The following is a 13617-nucleotide window of genomic DNA, read 5'->3' on the forward strand; positions in this document are numbered from 1 at the left end:
ACCGGGCGAACGTGGAGTTCTTCGATGACCTGGGGTCGCCGGGTGGTGCGGCGAAGATGGGCATGATCGAGAAGGACGACCCGATGATCGCTGCCCTGGCCCCTCAGGCCTGAGCGCAGCCACTCCCGAACCCCGAGGGGCCCGTCATCCTGTGGATGACGGGCCCCTCGACGTTCTCGCGTTCTCCGGACGGCTCAGCCTGCTCGAGCGGGTCCCCGGCCGACCGCGGGCCTCAGTCCAGCCCGGCCGCCCGCCAAGCGGGGCTGACGCGGACCACGTCCCCGATCACGGTCACGGCCGGGGCGCGGACCCCGGCGGCCGCGGCGACGTCGGCGATGGTCTCGAGCGTGCCGACGGTCGAGCGCTGGCGCGGGCCGTAGCCGTCCTCGACCACGGCGACCGGCGTCCGCGGTGACCGCCCGGAGGCTACGAGGGCCGCGGCCGAGTCGCGCAGCCGCGAGACACCCATGAGGAGGATCACGGTGTGGTCGGCCGCCGCCGGGACCTTGCCGATGTCCTCGTGCCCGGTCAGCACCGTGAACCCGCGCGACCAGCCGCGGTGCGTGACCGGGATCCCGACCGCAGCGGGCACCGAGACCGCGCTCGTGACGCCCGGCACGACCTCGACGGGGATGCCGTGCTCCTCGCACGCGATGAGCTCCTCGCCCCCGCGCCCGAACACGTACGGGTCGCCGCCCTTGAGTCGTACGACGCGGCGCCCGGCGAGCGCGTGCTCGACCAGCAGCGCGTTGATCTCGTCCTGCGGGACCGGGTGGAACCCCGGCGTCTTGCCGACGTCGACGATCACGACGTCGTCCCCGAGCTCGTCGAGCAGGGCACGCGGGCCCAGCCGGTCGGTGACCACGACGTCGGCCTGCGCGAGCAGCCGCCGCCCGCGCGCCGTGATGAGCCCGGTGTCGCCGGGGCCGCCGCCGACCAGGGCGACCGTCCCGACGCCGCCCGCGCTCGGGCGGACCTGACGCAGGGGGAGCTCGCCCGTCGCGAGCAGGGCGTCGATCGCGTCACGGATGCGCTGCGCCCGTCGCGGGTCGCGCCCCGCGTTGACGGCCACGGTGATCTCGGTGCTGTCGGTGACCGGTGCGTCTGCCGCGGCCGACGCACCGGCTGCTGAGCCGCCCACAGTGACACGTGCGACCGCGGGCACCCAGGCGGTCCCGGCCTCGGCGTCGCCCGCGTTCACGCAGAAGATGCGCAGCGCCTCGGCCTCGGCCGCGACCTGCGCGTCGACCTCGGGCGATCCCGTCGCGGTGTGCACGAGCCACGCGCCCTCGAGGTCGCCCGGGCGGAACGCACGCGCGTCCCACCCGACCACGGGCCCGGGCGCGCCGGACCCGTCGAGGGGACGCGCGCCGTCGGGCAGGCGAGCCGCGCCGTCAGGCCCGGGGAAGGCGACCAGCGCCGCCAGGTCCTCGCAGACCTCGGGGGCCACGACGCGCACGTGCGCGCCCGCACCCACGAGGGACCGCGCGCGCCTCGCGGCCACGGGCCCACCGCCCACGACGACGACCGGACGGCCCGCGATCCGCAGACCGAGAGGGTAGAGCTCAGTGTTCATGCGCCCATCATCGCCCGAGAGCGGCCGAAGCCGGCTCACGCCGGCGCAGCAGCCACCCCGAGCCCTTGCTCGCGGAGGTCTCGGGAGCCAGGCCGCGGCGACGCAGCATGGTCTTCTCGACCGGAGCGAAGAACAGCAGCTCGATGACCATGCCGACCACGAGGATCAGCAGGATCGCGGTGAAGACGAGCGCCATGTCGGACAGCTCGCGCCCCTGCTGGAGGAACGCGCCCAGGCCGAACCCGATCCCCCCGCCGACCGCGATGATCTCCGCGGCCATGAGCGAGCGCCACGAGAACGCCCAGCCCTGCTTGAGGCCCGCGAGGTAGCCGGGGAACGCCGCGGGCAGGATCACGTCCTTGATCATCTGGAAGCGGCCCGCGCCCAGGACCTGGCCCACGCGCCGGTACAGCGGCGGCACCTGGTCCACGCCCGACACGATCCCGTTGATGATCGAGGGCACCGCGCCCATGAGGATCACGAAGTAGACCGTGGCGTCCGACAGCCCGAACCAGATGATGCCCGCGGGCACCCAGGCGACCGACGGCAGCACCTGCAGGCCCGTGATGATGGGCCCGAACGACACGCGCACCCAGCGCACGCGCGCCACGACGATGCCCAGCGGGGTACCGATCGCGACGGCCGCGAGGAAGCCCAGGACGCCGCGCGAGAGGCTCGTCCCGAGGGCCTGCCACAGCGTGCCGCTCGCGGCGGCCCGGGTCACGGCCTCCCAGACCTGGGTGGGGCCGGGCAGGTTGTAGATGGGCTGGACCTCGAGCCACACGAGGAGCTGCCAGACCGCGAGCAGGATCGCGATCGCGAGCACGGGCGGGTACACGGCCTGGAAGACCGTGGACCACCGGCTCGCGGTGGGCGCGACGCTCGTCTGGAGGGCGTCGAGCCCCGCCTCGATGTCGCCCACGTCCTTGGCGTGCCCGACGGCGGCGCTCGCCTCGCGGGGCGTGCTCACCTCGTCCTGGGGCCGGGTGGTGGGACTCTCGGCCGGGCCGGCGCCGGAGCGGGCCTCGTCGCGCGGGGTCAGGGTCTCAGACGGCATGGCGGCGGATCTCCTCACGGAGGTCGTTGGTGATCTCGGTCGCGAGGCGCGACGCGGCGGCGGCCTCGATGCTGCGTTGCTCGTTCGCGCCGTACACGTCGACGTCCCACTCGCGCACGATGCGTCCGGGGCGTGACGACATGAGCAGCACGCGCTGCCCGAGCCGTACGGCCTCACGGACGTTGTGCGTGATGAAGACGATGGTGCGCCCGGTCTGCTCCCAGACGCGCTCGAGCTCGTCGTGGAGCAGGTCGCGCGTGATCGCGTCGAGCGCGGCGAAGGGCTCGTCCATGAGCAGGACGTCCCGTTCCTGGGCGAGCGAGCGGGCGAGCGCGACGCGCTGGCGCATGCCGCCCGAGAGCTCGTGGACGCGCTTGTCGCCCGAGCCGTCGAGCCGGACGAGCGAGAGCAGCTCGGCGGCCCGCTCTCGGCGCTCCGCGCGCGGGACGCCGCGGAACTTCAGCGCGAGCTCGATGTTCCGGCTCGCGGTGAGCCAGGGGAACAGCGCGGACTCCTGGAACATCAGGGCCGCGCCGCCCCCGGCGACCTCCACGTCCCCCGTGGTCGGGCGCTCCAGACCCGCGACGATGTTGAGCAGCGTCGACTTGCCGCAGCCCGAGGCTCCGAGCAGGCAGACGAACTCGCCCTGCGCGATGTCCAGGTCGATCCCCTCGAGCACCGGGGCGCCCGCCGAGGAGAACCGCTTGGACACGCCGCGCAGGCGGACGCCGGTCGTGGGGCCGGCGCCCTCGTCGAGAGGGGTGCCGGCCGGGGAGCCCGTGCGGGCGGGGGACGTGGTGGTCATGGTGCTACTCCTTGCCGAGACCGGCGGCAGAGACGGTCGGCTGACCGGCCTCCGTCAGCACCTTGTTGAGGAGGCTCAGGTCGTAGATGCCGTTCAGGTCCGCCTCGGTGGTGGTCCCGGCGGTCACGCCGTCCTCGAGCAAGGTGTTGAGCGTGCCCGCGAGCGGGTCCGTCGTGAAGGTGATGTTGGTGAAGGCGCGGTCCAGGACGGCGTCCGACAGGGGCTTGCCGGCGATCTTCTCGATCTCGCCGTTGACGAGCGTCTTGGCCTCGTCGGGGTTGGCGTCGAGCCAGTCGATCGCCGCGACCTCGCCGCGCAGGAGCGCCTCGACCGTCTCGGGGTGCTCCTCGAGGAAGTCGGTGCGGACGATCAGGTGCGTGGTGAGGAACTGGCCGTCGTCCCACAGGTCCTTCTCGTCGACCAGGACGTGCGCACCGGCGTCGAGCACGAGGCGCGAGGCCCAGGGCTCGGGCAGCCAGCCGCCGTCGAGCTCGCCGTTCTGGAACAGCGTGAGGGTCTGGGCGTTCTCGGTCGGGGTGACCGCGACGTCCCCGCCGCCCTGGATGTCGTTCTCCAGGCCGTTCTCGGTGAGCCAGGCGCGCAGCGCGACGTCCTGGGTCCCGCCGAGCTGGGGCGAGGCGATCTTGGTGCCCTTGAGGTCGGCGGCCGTGTCGATCCCGTCGCGCACGACGAGCTGCGCGCCGCCCGACGTGGAGCCCGCGATGATGCGCACGGCCTCGCCGTTCGACTTCACGAAGTTGTTGATCGCGGGGTTGGGGCCGATGAACGTGGCGTCGATGGCCCCGGCGTTGAGGGCCTCGATCGCGGCGGGCCCGGCGTTGAAGACCTGGGTCGTCAGCTTGGTGTCGCCCAGCGCCTCCTCGAACTGGCCGCCCGCGACCCCGACGAGTGCGGGGGCGTGGGTGACGTTCGCGAAGTAGCCGAGGCGCAGCTCTTCGGCCGGGCCGGAGGACGCGGCGGGGCTGTCGGCGGCGTCGGACGTGCCCGTCGAGCAGGCGGCGAGCAGGAGCAGGGGCGCGACGGCGAGCGCCGCGACCGCGGAGCGGGTGCGGGCGAAGCGGTGTCGTGACGTGCCGGCTCGGGTGAGGCGGGTCGGGCGGGACGACGTGTTCATGGAGTTTCCTTCGGGATGGTCGGTGGTTGCCTGGCGGTGGACGTGTCGTGTCCCGGCAGCGCCGATCCATGCAGTACGCGATCCGAGGGCCCGGGGGTCCGGGCCCCGACCTGCGGTGGTCGGGGGACCTCAGATCGCGTACTGCACGGGACGCTGCGAAGGACATCGCACGGCCGCCAGAGCGTCTCCGACCATTCCTGCTGCGAGGGTGCCGCCGTCCTGACCGTCGATCAGGAGGAAGGCACCGGTGCGACGCGAGGTGATGTACTCCTCGGCCGCGACGGGGGAGGCCAGGCGCAGCGTGACGCGCCCGATGTCGTTGAGGTCGAGCGCCTCGGCGGGCTCGAGCTCAGCCGTGTCGAGGTTCAGGCGCCCGACGACGTCGCGCACCACGGCCTGCACGGTGCGGGTCGTGTGCTTGAGCAGGACGCGGGTGCCGGGGCGCAGCGTCTTGTCGCTGAGCCACGCGACGGTGCCCTCGACGTCCTGCGTGACCTGCGGGGCGTCGGCCGCGGCCGCGATGAGGTCACCGCGGGCGATATCGATCTCGTCCGCGAGGCGGATCGTGACCGACTGGGGGGCGAAGGCCTCGGCGAGCGTGCCGTCGGCCGTGTCGATGCCCTCGACCGTGCTCCTCTTCCCGCTGGGCAGCACCACGATCTCGTCGCCCACGCGGACGACGCCCGAGGCGATCTGACCGGCGTACCCGCGGTAGTCGCGGAACCGCTCCTCGAGCGCCGCGCCCTGGGGGCGCAGGACGACCTGGACGGGGAACCGGAACGCCTCGGTGTCCGGGGTCTCGGCCGGGGGGAGCTCCTCGAGCAGGTCGAGCAGGCTCGGTCCGTCGTACCAGGGGGTCTTGCCCTCGGGGCCGCCCGAGCGGTCGACCACGTTGACGCCCTCGAGCGCCGAGACGGGCAGCGTGAGGATGTGGGCGACGCCGAGCGAGGCCGCGGCCTCGCGGATCTGGTCGGCGAGCTCCTCGTAGCGCTCCTGGCTGTAGTCGACGAGGTCGATCTTGTTGACGGCCACGATCACGTGCGGGACGCGCAGGAGGCTCGCGACCGCGAGGTGGCGGCGCGTCTGCTCGAGCAGGCCCTTGCGGGCGTCGATGAGCAGCACGACGACGTCGGCCGTCGAGGCGCCCGTGACGGTGTTGCGCGTGTACTGCACGTGCCCGGGGCAGTCGGCCAGGATGAACGAGCGCTTGGCGGTCGCGAAGTAGCGGTAGGCGACGTCGATCGTGATGCCCTGCTCGCGCTCGGCGCGCAGGCCGTCGGTGAGCAGCGCGAGGTCGGCCGTCGCGAGGCCGCGGTCGCGCGAGACGCGTTCGACGGCGTCGAGCTGGTCCGCGAGCACGGACTTGGAGTCGAACAGCAGGCGGCCGACGAGCGTCGACTTCCCGTCGTCGACGGATCCGGCGGTCGCGAGGCGCAGCAGCGTGCTCGTGGGGAGCACGGGGGACTCGTCCGTGGTCTCGGCGGGCAAGGCGCCCTCGGCGGGCAGCGGGTGCGTGGTGGCGGCGCTCACTAGAAGTACCCCTCCTTCTTGCGGTCTTCCATGGCGGCTTCGGAGATCCGGTCGTCGGCGCGCGTCGCGCCGCGCTCGGTGATGCGGGTCGCAGCGACCTCGGTGATGACGTCGTCGACCGTGTAGGAGTCGGACTCGACCGCGCCCGTGCACGACATGTCGCCCACGGTCCGGTAGCGCACGGTCTCGGTGCGGACGTTCGCGGCCTCGGCGTCGGTGCGCGGCTGGGAGTACGGCCCGACGGCGAGCAGCATGCCGTCGCGCTCGAAGACCTCTCGCTCGTGCGCGTAGTACAGGCTGGGCAGGTCGATCTTCTCGGCGGCGATGTAGCGCCAGATGTCGAGCTCGGTCCAGTTGCTCAGGGGGAACGCGCGGACGTGCTCGCCCGGGCGGTGGCGGCCGTTGTACAGGTTCCACAGCTCGGGACGCTGGTTGCGCGGGTCCCACTGCCCGAACTCGTCGCGCAGCGAGATGACGCGCTCCTTGGCGCGCGCCTTCTCCTCGTCGCGGCGGCCGCCACCGAACACGGCGTCGAACTTGTGCCCCGTGATGGCGTCGAGCAGGGGCTGGGTCTGGAGCGGGTTGCGTGTGCCGTCGGCACGTTCGAGCAGGCGGCCGTCGTCGAGGTAGTCCTGGACGCTCGCGACCTCGAGACGGGCGCCGAGGCGGGCGACCGTCGCGTCGCGGTACGCGAGCACCTCGGGGAAGTTGTGGCCCGTGTCGACGTGCAGCAGCGGGAACGGCACGGGGGCGGGCCAGAACGCCTTGGTCGCCAGGTGCAGCATGACGACCGAGTCCTTGCCGCCGCTGAAGAGCAGCACGGGGCGCTCGAACTCCGCGACGACCTCGCGGATGATGTGGATGGCCTCGGACTCGAGGGACTCGAGCTGGGTCAGGCGGTACGTCTGGGCGGTATCCGCTGGGGAAGCCACTGGGGCGGTCACGGCGTCGCTCTTCTCGTCGGTGTGCGTGGGGGGTGCGGTCGCGGTGGTCGGTGCGGTCGGCAGGGACGCCGCCGTGGTCGCGGTGGGCGCGCTCATACGTGGAGCCCGCACTCGGTCTTGTCGAGCCCCGACCAGCGGCCCGCGCGCGGGTCCTCGCCGGGGGCGACCCGCCGCGTGCAGGGCGCGCAGCCGATCGAGGGGTACCCGTCGTTGAGAAGCGGGTTGAGGACCACCTGGTGGTCGGCCGCGTAGCCGAGCAGGTCGTCGAACGACCACGCGGCGAGCGGGTTGATCTTGACCAGCCCGTTCTTCTCGTCCCAGGTCACGAGCGGGGTGCTCGTGCGGGTCGGTGCCTCGTCGCGGCGCACGCCCGTGACCCAGACCTCGTACCCGCCGAGCGTGCGGGTCAGCGGCTCGACCTTGCGCATCGCGCAGCACGCGGCGGGGTCGCGCGACCAGAGGTCCTTGCCGTGCGCCTCGTCCTGCTCGGCCACGGTGAGCTGGGGCAGGACGTCGACGATCGTGACCTCCATCTGCTGCTCGACGGCGTCGCGCGTCCCCGTGGTCTCGGGGAAGTGGTAGCCGGTCTCGAGGAACAGGACGTCGACCCAGGGTGCCTGCTGCGCGACGACGTGCGGCAGGACCGCGTCGGCCATGGAGCACGCGACGGCGATCGAGTCGCCGAATTCGCGCACGGCCCACGCGACGACCTGCTCGGCGGTCGCCTCGGGGTGGTCGCTGTCGACGACGCCGGGCGTGCCGCGCCCGTGGAGCTCGGCCTGGCCGCGCTCGACGATCGCGCGGAGTTCGTCGGCGGACCGCTTGGGGCGGGCGTCCTGTGCCCGGCGGGCCGCGTGCGCGGCCTTGGACGCCGCGCGCGCCTCGGTGCGCGCCTTGGCGGCGGCACGCAGCGCGGCGAGCGGGTCGTTGCCCGTGGCGACCGGGATGCCCGACGGCGTCGCACCCGTCGCGTTGAGGGCGCCGCTCGGGGTCGTGGTCGTCCCGCTCATCGCAGCGACTCCTCGTCCGCACGGTGCGCCCACTGGGCGAAGGTCTCGGTGCCGTCCTTCTCCTTCTCGAACTGACGCACGACACGCTCGACGTACTCGGGCAGGTCGTCGTTGGTGACCTTGAGGCCACGGACCGTGCGGCCCATGCCCGCCTCGGCGCGGTCGTCGGAGGCGAGCCCGCCACCGAGGTGCACCTGGAAGCCGGGGACCTGGTTGCCCTCGTCGTCCAGCACGAGCTGACCCTTGAGACCGATGTCCGCGGTCTGGATGCGGGCGCACGAGTTGGGGCAGCCGTTGATGTGCAGCGAGAGCGGCTTCATCGCGGAGAGGTCGCCCAGGCGCTTCTCGAGGTCGTCGATCGCGCGGCTCGCCGAGGCCTTGGTCTCGACGATCGCGAGCTTGCAGTACTCGATGCCCGTGCACGCGATGGTGCTGCGGCGGAAGGGGCTCGGGTTGGCGTCGAGGCCCTGCTCCTTGAGCCCCGAGACGACGCGCTCGAGGTGCTCGTCGGGGACGTCGAGCACGAGCAGCTTCTGGTGGGGAGTGAACCGCACGCGCTGCGATCCGGCCGACTCGGCGAGGTCCGCGACGGCCGCGAGGATGCTGCCCGAGACCCGACCCACGTACGGGGCCGCGCCGACGTAGTTGAGGCCGTCCTTCTGCTTGTGCACGCCGACGTGGTCGCCCGGCTGGGTGGGCTGCGGGGCGGGCGGGCCGTCCGGGAGCGCGTAGCCCAGGTACTCGGTCTCGAGGACCTCACGGAACTTCGCGGGCCCCCAGTCCGCGAGCAGGAACTTCAGGCGCGCCTTGTTGCGCAGCCGGCGGTACCCGTAGTCGCGGAAGATCTGGACCACTCCGTGCCACACGTCGGCGACCTGCTCCTCGGTCACGAACGCGCCGAGGCGCTCGCCCAGGCGGGGGTTCGCGGACAGGCCTCCGCCGACCCACAGGTCGAACCCGACGCCCAGCTCGGGGTGCTCGAGCGCGACGAACCCGACGTCGTTGATCTCGTGGACCACGTCCTGGGACGGGTGGCCCGTGACGGCGGTCTTGAACTTGCGGGGAAGGTTCGCGAGCTCGGGGACGCCGATGTACTTGTCGGTGATCTCCTTGATGACGCGGGCAGGGTCGATCAGCTCGTCGGCTGCGATCCCGGCCACGGGGCTGCCGAGCACGACGCGCGGCACGTCGCCGCAGGCCTCGGTCGTCTGCAGCCCCACGGACTCGAGCCGGCGCCAGATCTCCGGGACGTTCTCGACCTCGACCCAGTGGAGCTGGATGTTCTGGCGGTCGGTGATGTCGGCGCTGTCGCGACCGAAGTCCCGCGAGATGTCCGCGATGACCCGGAGCTGCTCAGTGCTGACCGCGCCGCCGTCGATGCGCACGCGGAGCATGAAGTACTTGTCCTCGAGCTCGTGGGGCTCGAGCTGGGCCGTGCGCCCGCCGTCGATCCCGGGCTTGCGCTGCGTGTAGAGGCCCCACCAGCGGAAACGGCCGTGCAGGTCGTCCCCCGAGATCGAGTCGAAGCCCTCGCGCGAGTAGACCTCCTCGATGCGTTGCCGCACCGAGAGCCCGCCGTCCTCCTGCTTCCACTTCTCGTTGCCGTTGAGCGGCTCCTTGCCGTCGACGGCCCACTGGCCGTTGGGCCGGGCCACGCGTGCGGGGCGGGCCGGACGCGCGGGGGGAGCGGCGCCGTCGGGCGTCTGCGCGGTGGTTCCAGCGGCCGTGCCGGCGGGGGCGTCCGCCGGGGTGGCCCGGCTGCTGCCAGCCGACCGGTCGGCGACGGGTGTCGCCTCGGTGGTGGTGTGCGGCGGCGTCATCGTGCTCCTCATGGGGGGACATGGGCACACGGGGCCAGAGGTCTCAGCGCGACGAGGGGAGTGGCTGAGGGCCGACCACGCGCGCCCTCGGCTCAGAAAGATGGCGAGCGGTCGGCGAGGACGGCTCGGGCTGAGTCAGGCGCGGGTCAACAACAACAGCAGAAGCTGTTGCGGGCGCACGCCGTCGACTCGTGACGTGCCGTCACGAGGAGGAGGTGCGCTGCCGTGGTCATGGCGGGAACGCTACAGAGGCCGCGACCGTATGGGTAGCCCCTGTCCGCATGGTGGATGGGTGTCTCAGACTTCGGCCCCCCGGGGCCGAGCAGGGCCGGGGTGCCGACGGCCCTGCTCGGTGCGCGCGTCAGGTGGTCGGCGGCGGCCCGGCGAGGCCGGACCGCCTATCGCGCACGGACGCCGCCGCGGATGCCGCCGTGGTCGCCGCGCGCGGCGTCCGGACCCCGGACGGCACGCCAGAGCGTGACCCACTGATCGGCGGTGAGGTCTCGGGGGAGGGCGGTCGCGGCCCGGTGCGAGGCGAGCCAGGCGCGCACCGCGTCGTCCAGCAGACCGCGTCGCCGCAGGACGTCGCACAGGCCCCTCCCTCGGCCCGTGAAGACCTCGGCCACGAACCGCTGGTAGGCGACGCGCTCGCTCGCGGGCAGGGACCTGCGGCGGGAGATGCTCAGCAGGCCCCCGTCGGTCGACGGTGCCGGGCGGAACGCTCGCGCCGGGACGCGGGCGCACAGGTCGAACGAGTACCAGGGCCACCACTGCGCGGTCAGCATGGTCGCACCGCCGACGCCTGCGCGTCGTCGGGCCACCTCCCACTGCACGAGCAGCACGGCCCGGGACCAGGCGGGCTCGTCGAGGAGCCTGCGCAGGATCGCGGTCGTCAGGTGGAACGGGACGTTGCCGACCACCACGTGGGGCTCGGCAGGATGGGGGGACCGGAGGTAGTCGGCGTGCCGGACCTCGACCGTCCGTGGCAGCCGACGACGCAGGCGTCGCACCTGGCGCTCGTCGATCTCGACCGCGACGACCGGGCGGCCGAGGCGCGCGAGCGGGACGGTGATCGCTCCGTCCCCCGCGCCGATCTCGAGGATCGGGCCCGAGGTCCGGGCGACGAGGTCGACCATCTGCCGCGGGACGCGGGGGTCGGTGAGGAAGTTCTGGCCGTTCTCGTGCCGGCCGTCGGACGGGAGGTGCTCAAGGTGGCGCAACGTGGGGCTCCGCAGGGCGTGGAGGGCGCCGGGCAGCACGAGGTGACCGCTCCGGCAGGGACCGGGGCGGCGGAGCCGAGAGGAGAGGGCCCGCCGCTAGGAGCGGCGAAGGCGGGCGTAGAACGCGCAGGACGCGCCGGAGGCTGACATAGGGCGACCGTACGGCGGTCCCGCGCTGAGCTGCCAGGGTTTTTTGGGGGCGCGTCATGGCGTGCGGCGACACGCGGAGATTTTTCCGACAGTCGCGTCAGCAAACTAGGATGGAGCCATGGAAATCGTCTACAACGTGTTCGCGGTCCTGCACTTCGTCGGCTGGGCCATCGTCCTCGGCGGCTACTTCGTGTCGCTCAAGTCCGCGGCGCTCAACAAGGGCGTCTTCCACGGTGCTGCGACGGCTGCCGTCGCGGGCATCCTCATGGTCGGCGTGGCCGAGATGAGCGGCATGTGGGACGACGGCGGGCCGAGCATGGTCAAGATCGGCATCAAGCTGGTCATCGCCGTGATCATCGCCGTCCTCGCGTTCGTCGGCGTGCGTCAGGGTGACAAGATCTCGCCCGCGCTCAAGCACTCGATCGGCGGCCTCACGCTCGTCAACATCATCGTGGCCGTCTTCGTCTGACGGGTTGCGGCGCGCACGGCGCGCCGGCACGGGACCAGGCCTCCGGCGGATCGACCGCCGGGGGCCTTCGTCGTGCGAAGGTTGGCCCCGTGAGCATCGCTGGAGAGATCGTCGTCGGGCTGGTGATCCTGGTCGGGCTGGCCGGGATCGTCGTGCAGGTGCTGCCGGGGAACACCCTCGTGGGCGGTGCGATCCTCGTCTGGGCGATCATGACGGGCGGCACCACGGCCTGGGTGTGCTTCGCGGTCGCTGCCACGTTCATCGTGGCGGCCGAGGGCGGGCAGCTCCTGCTCGCGGGACGGCACATGCGCCGGGCGGACGTGCCCTGGTCGACGCTCGCCTGGGGCGGGCTCCTGGGCGTCGTCGGCTTCTTCGTGATCCCCGTGGTCGGGCTGTTCATCGGGTTCGTGCTCGCGGTGTTCGTCGCCGAGCTGCTGCGCCGTCGTGACCGCCGGGCGGCCTGGCGGGCCACGGTCGCCGCGCTCCAGGCGACCGGCATCACGATCGTGGTCCAGCTCCTGGGCGGACTGCTCGCGACGGCGGCGTGGGGTGTGGGGCTCGCGCTGACGTGAAACCCGGAGGCCTCGCGGTGCCGAGCACGAGGTTGCCGTCGCAATGAGCGGCAGGACGACCGCAACGTCGTTCTCGGCAGTCCCTCGGCAACTCCTCGGCAGGTTCGCGTAGGCCCCCAGAGGCTCAGGCCTCGAGCCGCGCCCGCAGCCGGTACTCCAGGCCCACACGCACGGTCGGCCACTCGGCGGCCGTGACGGAGTAGACGGCCGTGTCCCGCAGCGTGCCGTCGTACCCGATCTGGTGGCTGCGCAGCACGCCGTCGAGCTTGCCACCCAGGCGCTCGATCGCGGAGCGGGACTCCCGGTTGTGGAAGTGCGTGCGGAACTCGACCGCGATCGCGTCGAGGTCGTCGAACGCGTGCGCGAGCAGCAGGAGCTTGGCGGCGGGGTTCGCGCCCGTGCCCTGGGCGCCCGCCCGCTGCCACGTCGCGCCGATCTCGACCCGGCGGTTGAGCGGGTCGATCCCGAGGAACGTCGTGACGCCCAGCACCTGGTCGTCGGCGTTGCGGACCACGACCCAGGGGTTCGCCGTCCCCGCCTCGCGGGCCGCGACCTTGTCCTGGATGTACACCGCCATCTCCTCGGGGGTCGGGACCGAGGTGTACCAGCGGTTCCACAGCTCGCCGTCGCGCACGGCCTCGACCAGCGCGTCGTGGTGGTCCGGGCGCAGCGGGACGAGGCGCACGAGGGGGCCGGTCAGGGTCACTGGTTCGGTGAAGGCGTTCACGCCTCGGACACTATCGGGCGCGGGGCCCGGCTGGTCCGGAGGACCTGATCGTGGTCGGCGGGTGGTCGCGTGCCGAGAAGTGTCCACGGTCGCCCTCAGCGCTGCAACCGCCCCGATCTTGCGCCCGAGCCGTCTCGCCGGGCCGGGTGACCGCCCGCCCTCTCAGCCCGCCGAGATCTCCGTCACGTAGAGCACGTTGCCGTCGAGGTCGCGCATCGAGAACATCGGCGGCACGCCGTCCCAGCGCAGCAGCTCCTCGACGCGCACGCCGCGGGCGCCGAGCGTCGCGTGGTCGGCCGCGGCGTCCGAGGTCGCGAGGCGGATACCCGTGTCGACGCCAGCGGTCTGGTCCGGGCCGGCCGCGACGAGCGCGACCGAGACCGCTGCGCCCGGCGGGGCGACCTCGATCCAGCGGAAGCCCTCCTGCAGGTCGCCGTCCATGCGGACCTCGAAGCCCAGGGTGTCGCGGTAGAACGCGAGCGCGGCGTCCTGGTCGTCGACCGGGACCGCGACCGTGTGCAGTCCTGTGAAGTGGGTCGTCGTCATGATTCCTCCCTCGCTGCGGTACGCCTTCGGGCGAGGGCGTCGTCGGTAGGACCGCG

General features: G+C 72.8%; 13 protein-coding genes and 1 pseudogene. 3 read left to right on the forward strand and 11 right to left on the reverse strand.

Translation table 11 applies throughout. From position 1 onward, the window contains the following. Positions 1–113, forward strand: a pseudogene (locus ASE27_RS06060) (ferredoxin); the annotation flags it as partial. 119 nt (positions 114–232) lie between these two features. On the opposite strand, the gene cobA reads toward ASE27_RS06060, so the two are convergent. The 9 genes from cobA to erm all read right to left on the reverse strand — a co-directional run bounded on the left by cobA (position 233) and on the right by erm (position 11097). Next, positions 233–1576 carry a uroporphyrinogen-III C-methyltransferase gene (cobA, locus tag ASE27_RS06065; protein ID WP_056647564.1) on the reverse strand — a complete coding sequence of 448 codons (1344 nt, stop codon included), beginning with the start codon at positions 1574–1576 and terminating at the stop codon, positions 233–235. 7 nt (positions 1577–1583) lie between these two features. Next, on the reverse strand, positions 1584–2633 hold the full coding sequence (locus ASE27_RS06070; protein ID WP_082608607.1) for an ABC transporter permease: 1050 nt from the start codon (positions 2631–2633) through the stop codon (positions 1584–1586). After that, positions 2623–3438: an ABC transporter ATP-binding protein gene (locus ASE27_RS06075; protein WP_082608608.1), complete on the reverse strand. Its 816-nt coding sequence runs from the start codon at positions 3436–3438 to the stop codon at positions 2623–2625. The genes ASE27_RS06070 and ASE27_RS06075 overlap by 11 nt, the downstream gene beginning before the upstream one ends. 4 nt (positions 3439–3442) lie before the next feature. Next, positions 3443–4573, reverse strand: a complete 1131-nt coding sequence (locus ASE27_RS06080) for an ABC transporter substrate-binding protein (RefSeq protein WP_056647568.1) — start codon at positions 4571–4573, stop codon at positions 3443–3445. 129 nt (positions 4574–4702) lie between these two features. Continuing rightward, positions 4703–6079, reverse strand: coding sequence for a GTP-binding protein (locus ASE27_RS06085; RefSeq protein ID WP_082608645.1), 1377 nt, complete (start codon positions 6077–6079; stop codon positions 4703–4705). A gap of 23 nt (positions 6080–6102) precedes the next feature. Further along, positions 6103–7143, reverse strand: a complete 1041-nt coding sequence (gene cysD, locus ASE27_RS06090; protein ID WP_082608609.1) for a sulfate adenylyltransferase subunit CysD — start codon at positions 7141–7143, stop codon at positions 6103–6105. Beyond that, positions 7140–8057 carry a phosphoadenylyl-sulfate reductase gene (locus tag ASE27_RS06095; protein ID WP_082608610.1) on the reverse strand — a complete coding sequence of 306 codons (918 nt, stop codon included), beginning with the start codon at positions 8055–8057 and terminating at the stop codon, positions 7140–7142. Before ASE27_RS06095 ends, cysD begins: the two co-directional genes overlap by 4 nt. Then, positions 8054–9877: a nitrite/sulfite reductase gene (locus ASE27_RS06100; RefSeq protein WP_157257406.1), complete on the reverse strand. Its 1824-nt coding sequence runs from the start codon at positions 9875–9877 to the stop codon at positions 8054–8056. Before ASE27_RS06100 ends, ASE27_RS06095 begins: the two co-directional genes overlap by 4 nt. Before the next feature lie 398 nt (positions 9878–10275). Then, complete coding sequence (gene erm / locus ASE27_RS06105; protein ID WP_056647888.1) at positions 10276–11097, reverse strand: 23S ribosomal RNA methyltransferase Erm; 822 nt, start codon at positions 11095–11097, stop codon at positions 10276–10278. A gap of 268 nt (positions 11098–11365) precedes the next feature. Between erm and ASE27_RS06110 the strand changes: the two genes are divergently transcribed. Together ASE27_RS06110 and ASE27_RS06115 are read left to right on the forward strand one after the other, a co-directional pair. Beyond that, on the forward strand, positions 11366–11716 hold the full coding sequence (locus tag ASE27_RS06110) for a hypothetical protein (RefSeq protein ID WP_056647571.1): 351 nt from the start codon (positions 11366–11368) through the stop codon (positions 11714–11716). Positions 11717–11805: 89 nt separating this feature from the next. Then, on the forward strand, positions 11806–12288 hold the full coding sequence (locus ASE27_RS06115) for a DUF456 domain-containing protein (protein ID WP_056647576.1): 483 nt from the start codon (positions 11806–11808) through the stop codon (positions 12286–12288). Positions 12289–12412: 124 nt separating this feature from the next. Here the strand turns inward: ASE27_RS06115 and ASE27_RS06120 are convergent, their stop codons facing one another. Both ASE27_RS06120 and ASE27_RS06125 read right to left on the reverse strand, forming a co-directional pair. Continuing rightward, positions 12413–13015, reverse strand: a complete 603-nt coding sequence (locus tag ASE27_RS06120; RefSeq protein ID WP_056647579.1) for a GNAT family N-acetyltransferase — start codon at positions 13013–13015, stop codon at positions 12413–12415. Positions 13016–13177: 162 nt separating this feature from the next. Further along, the gene (locus ASE27_RS06125) at positions 13178–13561 is read right to left on the reverse strand and encodes a VOC family protein (protein ID WP_056647582.1); all 384 of its coding nucleotides are present in this window, start codon (positions 13559–13561) and stop codon (positions 13178–13180) included. Positions 13562–13617 lie beyond the last annotated feature (56 nt).

Origin of the sequence: Oerskovia sp. Root918 (assembly GCF_001428945.1) — a bacterium.
Classification (GTDB): domain Bacteria; phylum Actinomycetota; class Actinomycetes; order Actinomycetales; family Cellulomonadaceae; genus Oerskovia; species Oerskovia enterophila.

Coding starts and splice junctions, on each gene's coding strand:
- cobA (WP_056647564.1), bottom strand. CDS start 1,576: ATGAACACTGAGCTCTACCCTCTCGGTCTGCGGATCGCGGGCCGTCCG.
- ASE27_RS06070 (WP_082608607.1), bottom strand. CDS start 2,633: ATGCCGTCTGAGACCCTGACCCCGCGCGACGAGGCCCGCTCCGGCGCC.
- ASE27_RS06075 (WP_082608608.1), bottom strand. CDS start 3,438: ATGACCACCACGTCCCCCGCCCGCACGGGCTCCCCGGCCGGCACCCCT.
- ASE27_RS06080 (WP_056647568.1), bottom strand. CDS start 4,573: ATGAACACGTCGTCCCGCCCGACCCGCCTCACCCGAGCCGGCACGTCA.
- cysD (WP_082608609.1), bottom strand. CDS start 7,143: ATGAGCGCGCCCACCGCGACCACGGCGGCGTCCCTGCCGACCGCACCG.
- ASE27_RS06095 (WP_082608610.1), bottom strand. CDS start 8,057: ATGAGCGGGACGACCACGACCCCGAGCGGCGCCCTCAACGCGACGGGT.
- ASE27_RS06100 (WP_157257406.1), bottom strand. CDS start 9,877: ATGACGCCGCCGCACACCACCACCGAGGCGACACCCGTCGCCGACCGG.
- ASE27_RS06110 (WP_056647571.1), top strand. CDS start 11,366: ATGGAAATCGTCTACAACGTGTTCGCGGTCCTGCACTTCGTCGGCTGG.
- ASE27_RS06125 (WP_056647582.1), bottom strand. CDS start 13,561: ATGACGACGACCCACTTCACAGGACTGCACACGGTCGCGGTCCCGGTC.